The following is a 13,788-nucleotide window of genomic DNA, read 5'->3' on the forward strand; positions in this document are numbered from 1 at the left end:
GAATATAGAGCGTGTGGCTTTCAGCAGCCTTACAGACCGGGGTGTGAATTGCTGACGCCGGCATCACGAACCGGCGTCGGTTATTTCCATGCTGCTTGTAGGCTCTTGCAGGTTTAGTGCACCAGCATGCCGGTGAACCAGTAGGCCTGGGCCAAAGTAATCAGGCCGACGATCGTGGCAAAGAATAGGCTGTGCTTGAGGGTGAAGCGGAACAGATCCGATTCCTTGCCCACCAGGCCGGTCGCAGCACAGGCCACGGCGATCGACTGTGGCGAGATCATCTTGCCGGTCACACCGCCGCTGGTGTTGGCCGCCACCAACAGGGTGTCATTGACGCCGATCTGGTGCGCAGTGGTGGCTTGCAGCGAGCTGAACAGCGCGTTGGAGGAAGTATCGGAGCCGGTCAGGAACACGCCGAGCCAGCCAAGGAATGGCGAGAAGAACGGGAACGCGGCACCGGTGGCTGCCAGCACCAGGGCCATGGTCGAAGACATGCCCGAATAGTTGGTGACGAAGGCGAAGGCCAGCACCATACCGATCGACAGAATAGGCCAGCGCAGTTCGTAGAAAGTCTCTTTTAAAGTGGTAAGACCAGTTTTTAAGTTGATCTTCAGCACCAGCATCGAGATCAGCGCGGAGAAGAAAATTGCGGTGCCAGTCGCGGAAATCGGATCGAGTTTGAACACCGCCGGGATGGCCGTAGGAGCAGCCACGATTGGCGCGGTTTTGATCACCAATTGATCAAGGTGCGGGATCGCGAAGTTGAACACCCAGCTGTACATCGAGCCGCCGGCGGCAAACATCGCTTTGAAAGGCTTCAGCGTCCAGATGGTCACCAGCACGGTAAGAATCAGGAACGGCGACCAGGCTTTGAATATTTCCCCGAGGCTGTAAGGCGAAGCCACAGTGGTGCGCTTCTGGCCGAAACCACCGACGCTGGCGGTGATTGCTGCACTCGACGTGGCGCCGGCGATTTGCGCACCCGCGGTGCGTTTTGGCTGCCAGACCTTCAGGAACAGAGTCAGAGAGATCAGGCTGGCCAGAGCCGAGGTGATGTCCGGCAGTTCCGGGCCGATGAAGTTCGACGTGAAGTATTGGGTCACGGCGAAGCTCAAGCCTGCAACCAGTGCTGCCGGCCAGGTTTCACGCACACCGCGCAGGCCGTCCATCATGAACACCAGCCAGAACGGCACGAACAGCGACAGCAGTGGCAGTTGGCGACCGGTCATGGCGCCGATCTTGAACGCGTCGATACCGGTGACCTGGCCGGCCACGATGATCGGAATCCCCAAGGCACCGAAGGCCACCGGCGCGGTGTTGGCAATCAGGCAAAGGCCAGCGGCGTACAGCGGGTTGAACCCGAGGCCGACCAGCAGCGCGGCGGTAATCGCCACGGGGGCGCCAAAACCGGCGGCACCTTCCAGGAACGCACCGAAGCAGAAACCGATCAGCAGCACCTGCAGGCGCTGGTCGTCGGTGATCGACAGCACCGAACTGCGGATGACCTCGAACTGACCGCTCTTGACCGTCAGTTTGTAGAGAAATACCGCTGCAACAATGATCCAGGCAATCGGCCACAGACCGTAGGCAAAACCATATCCAGCCGCGGCGAAGGCCATGTCGACCGGCATGTGGAAGGCGAAAATCGCTACGGCGATCGACAGGGCGAGCGTGATGCTGCCGGCCACATGGCCCTTGAGGCGGAACACCGCCAGAGCGAGAAAGAAGAAAACGATAGGAATGACGGCCGCAAGTGCGGAGACGCCGAGACTGCCGAGCGGGGTGTAGAGCTGTTGCCAGGTTTGCATATGGGGTGGCCCCTAATTGTTGTTGGTCAGGCACTGTCAGCGTTCTTGGTTAATTGGTAATACCAATTTACAATCGCTGTTGGCTAGGGTAAAAGCCTTGATGACGGTGTGTCAATTTGTCGCCCTGAAACTTTTGTCGAATGAGCGGTGCAGATGTCATCTGATCCGGTCGGGCAAATGCTGTCTGACAGGTGTCGGCGAGGCGCTGATAGGCCAGAATAGAGAGCCCGGCGAGCGGTCGGGATCGTGGAGAAATGAGTTATGGGGTTTGATCAGATTCGTCAGCGCCGTTTGTCTGACGATATTGTCGAGCGACTCGAGGGGATGATCCTCGAGGGCACGCTGAAGTCCGGTGAACGGCTTCCGGCTGAGCGAGCGCTGGCCGAGCAGTTCGGCGTATCGCGACCGTCATTGCGCGAAGCGATTCAGAAACTGGCGGCCAAGGGTTTGCTGGTCAGTCGCCAGGGCGGTGGCAACTATGTGGTGGAAACCCTTGGTTCGACGTTCAGCGATCCGCTGTTACTGCTGCTCGAGAGCAATCCGGAGGCGCAGCGTGACTTGCTGGAATTTCGGCACACTCTGGAGGCATCGTGCGCCTATTACGCAGCATTGCGCGCTACCGACGTGGATCGCGAGCGCCTGACAGCAGCGTTCAACGAGCTGCAGGATTGCTATACGCGGCATGACGAAGTGAGTCGGGTGGAGGAGGGCGCGGCGGATGCGAAGTTTCATCTGGCGATTGCCGAAGCCAGCCACAACGCGGTGCTGCTGCACACCATTCGCGGGCTATTCGATTTGCTCAAGCGCAACGTGGTGACCAACATCGGTGGCATGTACAAGCAGCGCACGGAAACCCGCGACATGCTGATTTCTCAGCACCGCGAGCTGTACCTGGCGATTATCGAAGGGCGCGCGGAGCAGGCGCGGGAAGTCTCCAGCCGACACATTCTGTATGTGCAGGAGGTGCTGGAAGAAGTGCGCCAAGAGGTTCAGCGCATGGCTCGGGCGGAGCGGCGCAAGGGGATGTGATCAGTTGTTTGTGTGTTGATGCTGCAATAGCTATCGCGAGCAGGCTCGCTCCCACATTTGAAATACATTCCAGGGTGGGAGCGACGGTTCGACGTTTCGACCTGCTCGCGAATACGCTTTAAAGGCAGAAGAAATTATTCTTCCTTGCCCTTGTTGCGCACGGCGCGCTGCAACTCACGACCGGCGTCGCGTTCGCGCTCGGTGTCACGCTTGTCGTATTCCTTCTTGCCCTTGCCCAGAGCGATCTCGCACTTGACCATGTGCTTGCTCCAGTAGAAGGACAGGCAGACGCAGGCGTAGCCTTTCTGTTGCACGGCAGCGGCGAGTTTTTCCAGCTCGCGCTTGTTGAGCAGCAGTTTGCGGGTGCGGGTCGGATCGGCGATGACGTGGGTGCTGGCGGTCATCAACGGCGTGATGTGACTGCCCAGCAGCCAGGCTTCGCCATCCTTGAGCAGCACGTAACTGTCGACCAGTTGCAGCTTGCTTGCCCGCAGACTTTTTACTTCCCAGCCGGCCAGGACCAGACCAGCCTCGAACCGATGTTCGATGAAGTAATCGTGTCGCGCCTTTTTGTTCTGCGCGATGGTCCCTGTAGGGTGTTTCTTCTGTTTAGCCATAGGGGCGGCATTATATGGAGATAAACGGTCCTCGGCTACGGTGATGCTGCGTGCTTGAGCAGGTTGAGTGAATCCCGGACAATGCGGCCTCTTTTTCTGATGCTTGGGCGTGATATTCGATGTCGACAGACAAGGTTTCTGTCCACGGCAGTTGGGCTAGCCGCTGGGTTTTCATATTCGCCGCGACCGGTTCGGCCGTGGGACTGGGCAGCATCTGGAAATTCCCCTACATGGTTGGGGTCTACGGTGGCGGCGCCTTCGTGCTGATGTTTCTGGCTTGCATCGCCCTGATCGGAGTCCCGGTCATGCTGGCTGAAACCCTGATCGGCCGGCGCGCACGGCAGAGTCCGGCGAACGCCTTGAAGGTGCTGGCGCTGGAAGCCGGGCATTCGGGCAAGTGGTCGTGGGGCGCATTTGCCGGAATGATCACCGCGTTGCTGATCCTGTCTTTCTATAGTGTGGTCGGCGGCTGGTCGCTGGATTACATCATCGACATGGGGCGCGGAGACTTCCAGGGTGCCACGGCGGATCAGGTTGGCGCTTATTTCGGCAATGTCATCTCCGATCCCTGGCGTCTGACACTTTGGCATACGGTTTTCATGCTGTTGTCGGCCGTGGTGATCGCCAAAGGCGTGGTCGCCGGGCTTGAGCGCAGCCTGCGAATCATGATGCCCCTGCTGTTCGTGATGGTGCTGGTGCTCCTGGGTTACAGCATGACCACCGGGCATTTCATGGAGGGCGTCCACTTCATGTTCGACTTCCACCCGGAAAAAGTCCTCGACGGCTTGCTGCCGGCCATGGGGCACGCATTCTTTTCGCTGAGCGTGGGCGTTGGCTCGATCATGATCTATGGCGCTTACATGACCAAGGAGGCCTCATTATCCGGCACCGTGGTGGGTGTGGCGTTGCTCGATACCTTTGTATCGCTGGTGGCGGGTCTGGCGTTGTTCCCGATCGTGTTTGCCGGCGGTTTGAACCCTAGCGAAGGCCCGGGTCTGATGTTCGTCAGCCTGCCATTTGCCTTCGGTAACGTGGTTTTCGGCCAGTTGATGGGCGTGGTGTTCTTTGTTCTGGTGGCGATTGCCGCCTGGAGCTCGGCGATTTCCCTGCTTGAGCCGATGGTTGCTTATCTGGTTGAGCGCACCAAAATCAGTCGCGGCTGGGTGACTTTCTGGCTGGCATTCATCTGCTGGTTCGTCGGTCTGGGCACCGTGTTCTCCTTCAATATCTGGAAGGAAGCCAAATTTTTCGTGAACGAAGGCGGGCTGTTCCATCTCTACCAATGGGGTGCCGCGGGCGGTCTGGACTTCTTCGGTGTGATCGACTTCTTCACCTCGCGGATCATGTTGCCGCTCGGTGGCTTGTGCTTCGTGCTGTTTGCCGGTTGGGTGATGGGGCGTGATGCGGTGCGTGAGGAGTTGTCGATCCGTAATCCGCTGTTGTTTACCCTGTCCTTGTTCTTGATGCGCTATGTGGCGCCCATCGGCATTCTTGTAGTGTTTGCCACCCAGCTCTGGAAGTGACGCTTACATGACGACACATATTCAACGATCAGCGCTGCTGCCATACCCGGCGCAATTTCTTTATGACCTGGTCAACGACGTGGCGCGTTACCCGGAGTTTCTCCCTTGGTGTTCGTCTGCCGAGGTGCTGGAAAGCTCACCTGAGCATATGCGTGCCAGCGTCGGAGTGGCCAAGGGCGGTCTCAGTCAGCATTTCGTCACGCGCAACACGCTGGTGCCCGGGCAATCGATCGAAATGAATCTGGAAGAAGGTCCGTTCAATCAGTTGCACGGCGTCTGGGTGTTCAAGCCGCTGGGTGAAAAGGCCTGCAAGATCAGCCTTGATCTGTCGTTCGATTACGCCGGTCCGATAGTGCGCGCGACACTCGGCCCGTTGTTCAATCAGGCGGCGAATACGCTGGTGGATGCGTTTTGCCAGCGCGCCAAGCAGATGCATGGTTGAGCCGGTGATCGAGATAGAAGTGGTGTATGCCGCCGTGGATCGTCAGATCTTGCGCGCTGTCAGCCTCCCTGAAGGTAAGACAGTGCGTGAGGCAGCGCTGAAATCCGGTATTGGGACTGAGTTCCCGGAGCTGGACTTGAGCGGGTGCCCGCTGGGGATCTTCGGCAAAGTGGTTGCTGATCCACAGATTCGCCCGATTCAGGCGGGGGAGCGCATCGAGATCTACCGGCCATTGCTGGCGGATCCGAAAGAGGTGCGGCGCTTGCGGGCGGCCAAGGCTGCCGAGGCCAAAGCGCGAAATCAGTAGTTGGTCAAATCGCAGACAATAAAAAACCCGGAATCTCCGGGTTTTTTATTGCGTCGCAAATTATTGCGGCGTGGTGTCCAGCGGCTCAGGCGTCGGAACCGGAACGGTTTCAACACCGTCCACGTCCTTCTGGATCTGATCCAGCAAGGAACCTGGTTTGGCTGGCTGTTCCGGCTTCGGCTTCTCGGTGTTCTCGGTAGCAGGCGCTGTCACGCTGGTGCCACTGTCCTTGCCCAGAATGGCTTCGTCACGGCTTACGCCCGGCATGAAGTCACCGGACAGGCTGACAAGCTGGTCGTTGGAGTTGAAGATAACACTCATGCGTTCCTGCTGACGTTCACCGCCACCAGGTTGCAGGCTGTACAGATAATCCCAGCGATCGGCATGGAACGTGTCGGTCAGCAGAGGGTTACCCATGATAAACCGTACTTGCCGACGGGTCATTCCCGGGCGTAACTGGTCTATCATGTCCTGCGTGACGACATTGCCCTGCTGGATGTCGATTTTGTAAACCCCGGGGAATGAACAACCGGCGAGTGCGAGCAGTCCCACAAAGGTGAAACTGGTTAGCAAGAGCTTGGTGTTTTGCATCGGTGGGCGACTTCCACTATCTTGGCTGGGACAACGTAAACGCCGATCATACCCGCATTAAGAGAAGCTGCGAAGCAGCATCGCGAGAAAGCTGACCATGGTTGAAAATAGCGAACTACGCAAAGCCGGCCTCAAAGTGACCCTGCCACGGGTCAAGATCCTGCAAATGCTCGACTCTACCGAGCAGCGTCACATGAGTGCCGAGGACGTCTACAAGGCGTTGATGGAAGCTGGCGAGGACGTCGGTCTGGCCACGGTTTACCGTGTTCTGACCCAGTTCGAAGCCGCTGGCCTCGTGGTCCGTCACAACTTCGACGGTGGCCACGCGGTATTCGAATTGGCTGATGGTGGACACCACGACCATATGGTCAACGTGGAAACCGGTGAAGTCGTCGAATTCGTCAGCCCGGAAATCGAAAAGCTTCAGAAGGCAATTGCCGAGGAGCACGGTGTTGATCTGGTAGATCACAATCTGGTGCTGTACGTACGCAAGAAAAAGTAAGCATGTCGCGCGAATTTCAGGTTCGCGAAACGAACGAAGGCGACCCAAGGGTCGCCTTCGTGCTTTCTGTTGTGCATGAAACCTGAGGTCAGGCCTTGGCGGTGACGACCATCTTTTTCGCGTGAGCCAAAGACTCTTTGGTCAGATCGATGCCACCCAGCATCCGCGCCACTTCCTCTATGCGGTCGTTCTTGCTCAGCTTGGACACGGCGGTGTGAGTTGCTTGCTCGCCGCGCACCTTGTGCACAAATAAATGCTGATGCCCCTGCGCCGCGACCTGCGGCAAGTGCGTCACGGTCAGTACCTGCCCGCGATCACCCAGGCGTCGCAACAACTGGCCGACAATCTCCGCCGTCGGCCCGCCAATGCCCACGTCCACTTCGTCGAATACCAGGGTCGGCACCCGCGAGGTCTGCGCGGTGATCACCTGAATCGCCAGACTGATCCGCGACAGCTCGCCACCGGATGCCACTTTGGCCAGGGCCTTCAGCGGTTGCCCGGGGTTGGCACTGACCAGCAACTCCACTTGTTCCAGGCCGTTGGGCAGCAGTTCGTCGCTGCTGTTGGCGCGCAGTTCGATAGTGAAACGGCCTCCCGGCATGCCCAGGCGCTGGATCTCTTGCTCCACGGCACTGGCGAGGCTGCCGGATGCCTGATGACGCAAGTCGCTCAGTTCTCGTGCCTTCTCTTGATAATGACGGGCATAAGAAGCCAGTTCTTCGCCCAGACGCTCGATGGATTCGTCATTGGCGTTGAGCGTTTCGATTTCATCCAGCAGCTTCTGCTGCATTTCACCGACCTCGGTCGGCTGGATCCGGTGTTTGCGCGCCAGGGTGTAGATCGCGTCGAGGCGTTCTTCCAGATATTGCAGGCGCGCCGGATCGGCATCGAAGTTATCGAGGAAACGATTGAGCTCGCCCACCGCTTCTTCGACCTGGATCTGGGCGCTGGTGAGCAGACTGCTGGCCTCGCCCAGTGCACCAATCGAGTTGTTCACGCTCGACAGGCGATTGAGGCTGGCGGTCAGCGCGTTCAGCACGTTGCCGGAGTCGCTCTCGCTGCATTGCTCGACCACTTGTCGGCAAATGCCGAGCAGGGTTTCGGCGTTGGTCAGGTTTTTGTGTTCCTGCTCCAGCTGTTCCAGCTCGTTTTCGCCGAGGCCGAGGTTTTCCAGTTCTTCTAGCTGGTAGCTGAGCAATTGATGGCGAGCACGTTGTTCGTCGCCGGAATTGGAGAGTCGCTCCAGTTCCTGACGGGTTTGACGCCAGCGCTGAGCAGCCAGTTGAACCTGGCGCGCCAGATCGGTAGCGCCGGCGTATTCATCGAGCAGGCGGCGATGGGTATCGGTCTTCAGCAGCGACTGGTGTTCGTGCTGGCTGTGGATATCGATCAGCAGTTCGCCGAGGGCCTTGAGGTCGCCGAGCGGGCAGGGGGTGCCGTTGATATAGCCGCGCGAACGTCCTTCGGCAGTGATGACCCGGCGCAGGATGCACGGGCCGTCATTTTCGAGGTCGCGCTCGGCCAGCCATGCATGGGCTTCAGGAATGTCGACCAGATCGAAGGTGGCAAGGATGTCGGCCTTGTCGGCGCCCGGGCGAACCACGCCGCTGTCGGCGCGATCGCCGAGGGTCAGGCCCAGCGCGTCGAGCATGATCGACTTGCCGGCGCCGGTTTCCCCTGTGATCACGCTCATCCCGCGATCGAGTTCGAGATCGAGATGTTCAACGATGGCGTAGTTGTGTACGGACAGGTGCACCAGCATAAAGGCCGCTCCCAGGCTTTAGGTCTGGTTATTTATACAGTGTTTTGTTTCGGCCTGACAATGCCCTCGCTTAGCTCGATTTGCTTGATCCGATCAAATGCTTAGTCCGGCCGGGAATGACAATGCAGCACTTTTTTGTAGGGGTAATCATTGCAGGCCCTTGAAGCCTGATTTTACGGCCCCATATATCGGGGCAGAAGCGCGAGTCGAGCTCGCGGACGTAATTGAAAGGAGAATTCTATGGCTGACGAACAGACAGTAGATACGCAAAATCCAGAAGCCAATCAGGCGCCCGAGACTTCGGGTGACGACCTGGCGACCCGTGTACAAGTGCTCGAAGAGCAATTGGCCGCCGCGCAGGATCAGTCTCTGCGCGTAGCTGCCGATCTGCAGAACGTCCGCCGCCGTGCCGAGCAGGATGTTGAAAAGGCCCACAAGTTTGCCTTGGAAAAATTCGCCAGCGACTTGCTGCCGATCGTCGACAGCCTGGAGCGTGGCCTTGAGCTGTCGAACCCGGACGACGAAAGCATCCGTCCGATGCGTGAAGGCATCGAACTGACGCTGAAGATGTTCCACGACACCCTCAAGCGCTACCAGCTTGAAGCGATCGATCCGCATGGCGAGCCGTTCAACGCCGTTCACCATCAGGCGATGGCCATGCAGGAAAGTGCCGACGTAGAACCAAACAGCGTTCTGAAGGTGTTCCAGAAGGGCTATCAGCTCAACGGGCGCCTGTTGCGTCCGGCCATGGTTGTGGTCAGCAAGGCGCCGGCGCCAATTTCGCCTTCGATTGACGAGAAGGCTTGAAATTAGCCGCAAGGCCCCCATTTAGAAGTCAAGCGTTTAAGTATTACCGCAGTTAGCCACCACTGCTGCGGCAAAAAAATCCAAAGTTTCGGGAGAGTGAACATGGGCAAAATTATCGGTATCGACCTGGGGACTACCAACTCCTGCGTCTCCGTGCTGGAAAACGGCAAAGCCAAAGTTATTGAAAACGCTGAAGGCGCGCGCACCACGCCGTCGATCATCGCTTACGCCAACGATGGCGAAATCCTGGTAGGTCAGTCGGCCAAGCGTCAGGCAGTGACCAACCCGCACAACACCCTGTACGCAGTAAAGCGTCTGATCGGTCGTCGTTTCGACGAAGAAGTTGTGCAGAAAGACATCCAGATGGTCCCTTACAAGATCGTCAAGGCTGACAACAATGACGCCTGGGTAGAAGTGAACGGCCAGAAAATGGCGCCGCCACAAATCTCGGCTGAAATCCTGAAGAAGATGAAGAAGACCGCCGAAGACTATCTCGGCGAGCCAGTGACCGAAGCGGTAATCACCGTTCCGGCCTACTTCAACGACAGCCAGCGTCAGGCGACCAAAGACGCCGGCCGCATCGCGGGTCTGGACGTAAAACGTATCATCAACGAACCAACCGCAGCGGCTCTGGCTTACGGTATGGACAAGGCCAAGGGCGATCACACCGTGATCGTTTATGACTTGGGTGGCGGTACGTTCGACGTTTCCGTGATCGAGATCGCTGAAGTTGACGGCGAGCACCAGTTCGAAGTGTTGGCCACCAACGGTGACACGTTCCTGGGCGGTGAAGACTTCGACATTCGTCTGATCGACTACCTCGTTGACGAATTCAAGAAAGAAAGCGGCATGAACCTCAAAGGTGACCCGCTGGCCATGCAGCGCCTGAAAGAAGCCGCTGAGAAAGCCAAGATCGAGTTGTCGTCCGCTCAGTCGACCGACGTCAACCTGCCGTACATCACTGCAGATGCCACCGGTCCTAAGCACCTGAACGTGAAGATCTCGCGTGCCAAGCTCGAAGCTCTGGTTGAAGACCTGGTTCAGCGCACCATCGAACCTTGCCGCATCGCCATGAAAGACGCTGGCCTGGATGTTGGCGCGATCAACGACGTGATTCTGGTCGGTGGTCAGACTCGTATGCCGCTGGTACAGAAGCTGGTTACTGATTTCTTCGGTAAAGAAGCTCGTAAAGACGTTAACCCGGACGAAGCTGTTGCCATGGGTGCTGCAATCCAGGGCGCCGTTCTGGCGGGTGACGTGAAAGACGTTCTGCTGCTCGACGTCAGCCCGCTGACCCTGGGTATCGAAACCATGGGTGGCGTGATGACCGCGCTGATCGAGAAAAACACCACGATTCCTACCAAGAAATCGCAAGTGTTCTCGACTGCTGACGACAATCAGGGCGCCGTGACCATTCACGTCCTGCAAGGCGAGCGTAAGCAAGCTGCGCAGAACAAGTCCCTGGGCAAGTTCGACCTGGCCGACATTCCACCAGCTCCACGTGGCGTGCCGCAGATCGAAGTGACCTTCGACATCGACGCCAACGGCATCCTGCATGTCGGCGCGAAAGACAAGGCAACCGGCAAGACCCAGTCGATCGTGATCAAGGCCAACTCCGGTCTGTCCGACGAAGAAATCGAGCGCATGGTGCGTGACGCCGAGGCCAATGCCGAGGAAGACCGCAAGTTCGAAGAGCTGGCCGCTGCCCGTAACCAGGGTGATGCACTGGTTCACTCGACTCGCAAAATGGTTGCTGACGCGGGCGACAAAGTCACCGCCGAAGAGAAGACCGCGATCGAAGCGGCTGTGGTTGCACTGGAAGCCGCTGTAAAAGGCGACGACAAGGCTGCCATCGAAGCCAAGGTTGAAGAGCTGTCGAAAGTCTCGGCACCGGTTGCCCAGAAGATGTACGCCGAACAGGCTCAGCCTGCCGAAGGCGCGGCGCCACACGACGAGAAGGCTGAAAAGGCTGACGACGTGGTTGATGCCGAGTTTGAAGAAGTCAAAGACCACAAGTAAGTTGTTGGTCGGCCGGTTGACTGCCTTTGGGCGGTGACTGGTAGGATGTCGCCGCGCGGGAGCTTGCTCCCGCGTTGGCGTATCTGGAATACGCGAATTTTTACAGCATGCGACAAGCCTCGCGTGTTGCTGGTATGGCCGGAAATGCTCCTGCTTTTCGCGCCGCAAGTACCGCATGAAACAAAGACCAGGATCGTTGAATTGACGTGAGTTGGGTCCGGGCCTGTATTGGGGCTCAACGAGTTTGGCCATCCTCAGGAGGGGTTTGCCGAACGTCCTCAAGAGTGCAAAAGACTTATGGCAAAGCGTGACTATTACGAAGTGTTGGGTGTTGAGCGTGGCTCAAGCGATGCAGACCTGAAAAAGGCTTACCGTCGCCTGGCGATGAAGCATCACCCTGACCGTAATCCCGATGACAAAGCGTCGGAAGAACTGTTCAAAGAGGCCAACGAGGCCTACGAAGTATTGTCCGACTCCAGCAAGCGTGCGGCGTACGATCAGTACGGCCATGCCGGTGTAGACCCGAGCATGGGTGGCGGCGGCGCCGGTTTCGGTGGGCAGAATTTCTCTGACATCTTTGGCGATGTCTTCAGTGATTTCTTCGGCGGCGGTCGCGGCGGTTCCCGTGGCGGCGCTCAGCGTGGCAGCGATTTGCGCTACACCCTGGAGCTGAATCTGGAAGAAGCGGTGCGCGGTACCACCGTGAATATCCGCGTCCCGACACTGGTCAACTGCAAGCCGTGCGATGGTTCGGGTGCGAAGAAAGGCTCGTCGCCATCGACTTGCCCGACGTGCGGCGGCATCGGTCAGGTGCGTATGCAACAAGGCTTCTTCTCGGTGCAGCAGACCTGCCCGCGTTGCCATGGCCAGGGCAAGATCATTTCCGACCCGTGCGATTCGTGCCACGGCGACGGCCGTGTCGAAGAGTACAAGACGCTGTCGGTGAAAGTACCGGCTGGTGTTGATACCGGCGACCGCATTCGTCTGTCCGGCGAAGGTGAGGCGGGTACTCAAGGTGGCCCGACTGGCGACCTGTACGTTGTGATCAACGTGCGCGAACACGACATCTTCCAGCGTGATGGCAAGCATCTGTTCTGCGAAGTGCCGATCAGCTTTGTGGATGCGGCGCTGGGCGGCGAGCTGGAAATTCCGACCCTCGACGGCCGCGTCAAACTGAAAATCCCCGAAGGCACCCAGACCGGCAAGCAGTTCCGTGTGCGCGGTAAAGGTGTGGCGCCGGTACGTGGTGGTGGTGCGGGCGATCTGATGTGTCGCGTCGCGGTCGAGACCCCGGTCAACCTGAACCGTCGCCAGCGCGAATTGCTCGAAGAATTCCGCAGCTCGCTGGCGGACGACAACAGTCACTCGCCGAAAACCACTGGTTGGTTCGATGGTGTGAAGCGCTTCTTCGGCGATCTGTAAGGAGTCGGCATGCGACGTATAGCTGTGATGGGCGCCGCCGGGCGCATGGGCAAGATTCTGGTCGAGGCCGTGCAACAACGCGCGCCGTTGACTGGCCTGACCGCTGCGATCGTTCGTCCCGGCAGTACGCTGATCGGGGTGGACGCCGGTGAACTGGCTTCATTGGGGCGCATCGGGGTGCCGTTGTCCGGCAACCTGGAATCGGTGGCGGAAGAGTTCGACGTATTGATCGACTTCACCCTGCCGGAAGTCATGCTGAAAAACCTCGCGTTCTGTCGCAAGGCCGGCAAGGCCATGGTCATCGGCACCACTGGGCTGGACGCCGCGCAGAAGCAGTTTCTGGCAGAGGCGGGCAAGGATATTCCGATCGTCTTCGCGGCCAACTTCAGCGTTGGGGTCAACCTGTCGCTCAAGCTGCTCGAGATGACTGCCCGGGTGCTGGGTGATGATGCCGACATCGAGATTATCGAAGCGCATCACCGGCACAAGATCGATGCTCCGTCGGGCACGGCATTGCGCATGGGCGAAGTAATCGCCGAGGCGCTGGATCGTGATCTGCAGAAAGTCGCAGTCTACGGTCGTGAAGGCCACACCGGTGCGCGCGAGCGCGAAACCATCGGTTTCGCCACCGTTCGCGGTGGTGATGTGGTCGGTGATCACACCGTGCTGTTCGCCTGCGAAGGCGAGCGCCTGGAGATCACGCACAAGGCTTCCAGTCGCATGACATTCGCCAAGGGCGCGGTGCGTGCGGCGTTGTGGCTGGATGCTCGCGAGCCAGGTCTGTATGACATGCAGGACGTGCTCGATCTGCATTGATTGACTGTTTTACCCAGCGCAAACGCCCTGTTTGCGCTGGTTTTTATTCGCCGCGCGACGCCCTGTCGCATTCTCCGGCCTTTTAGGCTCTTTAGCGGTGGACCAAAAAAGCCTTTTTCTGTAAGCTACAGCTTTAGTGTGTC

Annotated in this window: 13 protein-coding genes; 9 read left to right on the forward strand and 4 right to left on the reverse strand. The window is 58.5% G+C overall.

All coding sequences use genetic code 11. From position 1 onward, the window contains the following. Positions 1-113: 113 nt before the first annotated feature. The gene (locus tag AC1UK9_RS03975; protein WP_025110468.1) at positions 114-1,808 is read right to left on the reverse strand and encodes a lactate permease LctP family transporter; all 1,695 of its coding nucleotides are present in this window, start codon (positions 1,806-1,808) and stop codon (positions 114-116) included. A 261-nt stretch (positions 1,809-2,069) separates the two neighbouring features. Between AC1UK9_RS03975 and AC1UK9_RS03980 the strand changes: the two genes are divergently transcribed. Continuing rightward, complete coding sequence (locus AC1UK9_RS03980) at positions 2,070-2,837, forward strand: GntR family transcriptional regulator (protein WP_025110467.1); 768 nt, start codon at positions 2,070-2,072, stop codon at positions 2,835-2,837. Positions 2,838-2,971: 134 nt separating this feature from the next. On the opposite strand, the gene smpB is transcribed toward AC1UK9_RS03980, so the two are convergent. Then, entirely contained in the window at positions 2,972-3,454 is a 483-nt protein-coding gene (smpB, locus tag AC1UK9_RS03985; protein WP_003221505.1) for an SsrA-binding protein SmpB, read from the reverse strand. Between the two features lie 119 nt (positions 3,455-3,573). Here smpB and AC1UK9_RS03990 point away from each other — a divergent pair, with 119 nt between their 5' ends. The 3 genes from AC1UK9_RS03990 to AC1UK9_RS04000 are packed head-to-tail and all read left to right on the forward strand — an operon-like array spanning position 3,574 to position 5,726. Beyond that, a complete protein-coding gene (locus tag AC1UK9_RS03990) occupies positions 3,574-4,977 on the forward strand; it encodes a sodium-dependent transporter (RefSeq protein WP_025110466.1) in 1,404 nt (467 codons plus the stop codon). 7 nt (positions 4,978-4,984) lie between these two features. Then, complete coding sequence (locus AC1UK9_RS03995; protein ID WP_025110465.1) at positions 4,985-5,419, forward strand: type II toxin-antitoxin system RatA family toxin; 435 nt, start codon at positions 4,985-4,987, stop codon at positions 5,417-5,419. Then, positions 5,412-5,726 carry an RnfH family protein gene (locus tag AC1UK9_RS04000; protein ID WP_482579500.1) on the forward strand — a complete coding sequence of 105 codons (315 nt, stop codon included), beginning with the start codon at positions 5,412-5,414 and terminating at the stop codon, positions 5,724-5,726. The genes AC1UK9_RS03995 and AC1UK9_RS04000 overlap by 8 nt, the downstream gene beginning before the upstream one ends. Positions 5,727-5,786: 60 nt before the next feature. Here the strand turns inward: AC1UK9_RS04000 and bamE are convergent, their stop codons facing one another. Then, complete coding sequence (gene bamE / locus AC1UK9_RS04005) at positions 5,787-6,317, reverse strand: outer membrane protein assembly factor BamE domain-containing protein (protein WP_482579501.1); 531 nt, start codon at positions 6,315-6,317, stop codon at positions 5,787-5,789. Between the two features lie 97 nt (positions 6,318-6,414). Between bamE and fur the strand changes: the two genes are divergently transcribed. Continuing rightward, entirely contained in the window at positions 6,415-6,819 is a 405-nt protein-coding gene (gene fur / locus AC1UK9_RS04010; RefSeq protein ID WP_003221515.1) for a ferric iron uptake transcriptional regulator, read from the forward strand. 88 nt (positions 6,820-6,907) lie between these two features. Here the strand turns inward: fur and recN are convergent, their stop codons facing one another. Beyond that, positions 6,908-8,581 carry a DNA repair protein RecN gene (recN, locus tag AC1UK9_RS04015; RefSeq protein ID WP_025110462.1) on the reverse strand — a complete coding sequence of 558 codons (1,674 nt, stop codon included), beginning with the start codon at positions 8,579-8,581 and terminating at the stop codon, positions 6,908-6,910. Positions 8,582-8,821: 240 nt separating this feature from the next. Between recN and grpE the strand changes: the two genes are divergently transcribed. From grpE to dapB, 4 genes are all read left to right on the forward strand, one after another. Continuing rightward, on the forward strand, positions 8,822-9,388 hold the full coding sequence (gene grpE, locus AC1UK9_RS04020) for a nucleotide exchange factor GrpE (RefSeq protein WP_025110461.1): 567 nt from the start codon (positions 8,822-8,824) through the stop codon (positions 9,386-9,388). A gap of 102 nt (positions 9,389-9,490) precedes the next feature. Then, a complete protein-coding gene (gene dnaK, locus AC1UK9_RS04025; protein WP_025110460.1) occupies positions 9,491-11,407 on the forward strand; it encodes a molecular chaperone DnaK in 1,917 nt (638 codons plus the stop codon). Positions 11,408-11,704: 297 nt separating this feature from the next. Beyond that, on the forward strand, positions 11,705-12,829 hold the full coding sequence (gene dnaJ / locus AC1UK9_RS04030) for a molecular chaperone DnaJ (RefSeq protein ID WP_003221522.1): 1,125 nt from the start codon (positions 11,705-11,707) through the stop codon (positions 12,827-12,829). 9 nt (positions 12,830-12,838) lie between these two features. Next, positions 12,839-13,645 carry a 4-hydroxy-tetrahydrodipicolinate reductase gene (gene dapB, locus AC1UK9_RS04035; protein ID WP_482579502.1) on the forward strand — a complete coding sequence of 269 codons (807 nt, stop codon included), beginning with the start codon at positions 12,839-12,841 and terminating at the stop codon, positions 13,643-13,645. Positions 13,646-13,788 lie beyond the last annotated feature (143 nt).

The sequence above is a fragment of the Pseudomonas sp. AK-TSAG1-1 genome, assembly GCF_056821665.1.

Coding starts and splice junctions, on each gene's coding strand:
- grpE (WP_025110461.1), top strand. CDS start 8,822: ATGGCTGACGAACAGACAGTAGATACGCAAAATCCAGAAGCCAATCAG.
- dnaJ (WP_003221522.1), top strand. CDS start 11,705: ATGGCAAAGCGTGACTATTACGAAGTGTTGGGTGTTGAGCGTGGCTCA.
- smpB (WP_003221505.1), bottom strand. CDS start 3,454: ATGGCTAAACAGAAGAAACACCCTACAGGGACCATCGCGCAGAACAAA.
- dnaK (WP_025110460.1), top strand. CDS start 9,491: ATGGGCAAAATTATCGGTATCGACCTGGGGACTACCAACTCCTGCGTC.
- AC1UK9_RS03995 (WP_025110465.1), top strand. CDS start 4,985: ATGACGACACATATTCAACGATCAGCGCTGCTGCCATACCCGGCGCAA.
- dapB (WP_482579502.1), top strand. CDS start 12,839: ATGCGACGTATAGCTGTGATGGGCGCCGCCGGGCGCATGGGCAAGATT.
- bamE (WP_482579501.1), bottom strand. CDS start 6,317: ATGCAAAACACCAAGCTCTTGCTAACCAGTTTCACCTTTGTGGGACTG.
- AC1UK9_RS04000 (WP_482579500.1), top strand. CDS start 5,412: ATGGTTGAGCCGGTGATCGAGATAGAAGTGGTGTATGCCGCCGTGGAT.
- recN (WP_025110462.1), bottom strand. CDS start 8,581: ATGCTGGTGCACCTGTCCGTACACAACTACGCCATCGTTGAACATCTC.
- AC1UK9_RS03990 (WP_025110466.1), top strand. CDS start 3,574: ATGTCGACAGACAAGGTTTCTGTCCACGGCAGTTGGGCTAGCCGCTGG.
- AC1UK9_RS03980 (WP_025110467.1), top strand. CDS start 2,070: ATGGGGTTTGATCAGATTCGTCAGCGCCGTTTGTCTGACGATATTGTC.
- AC1UK9_RS03975 (WP_025110468.1), bottom strand. CDS start 1,808: ATGCAAACCTGGCAACAGCTCTACACCCCGCTCGGCAGTCTCGGCGTC.
- fur (WP_003221515.1), top strand. CDS start 6,415: ATGGTTGAAAATAGCGAACTACGCAAAGCCGGCCTCAAAGTGACCCTG.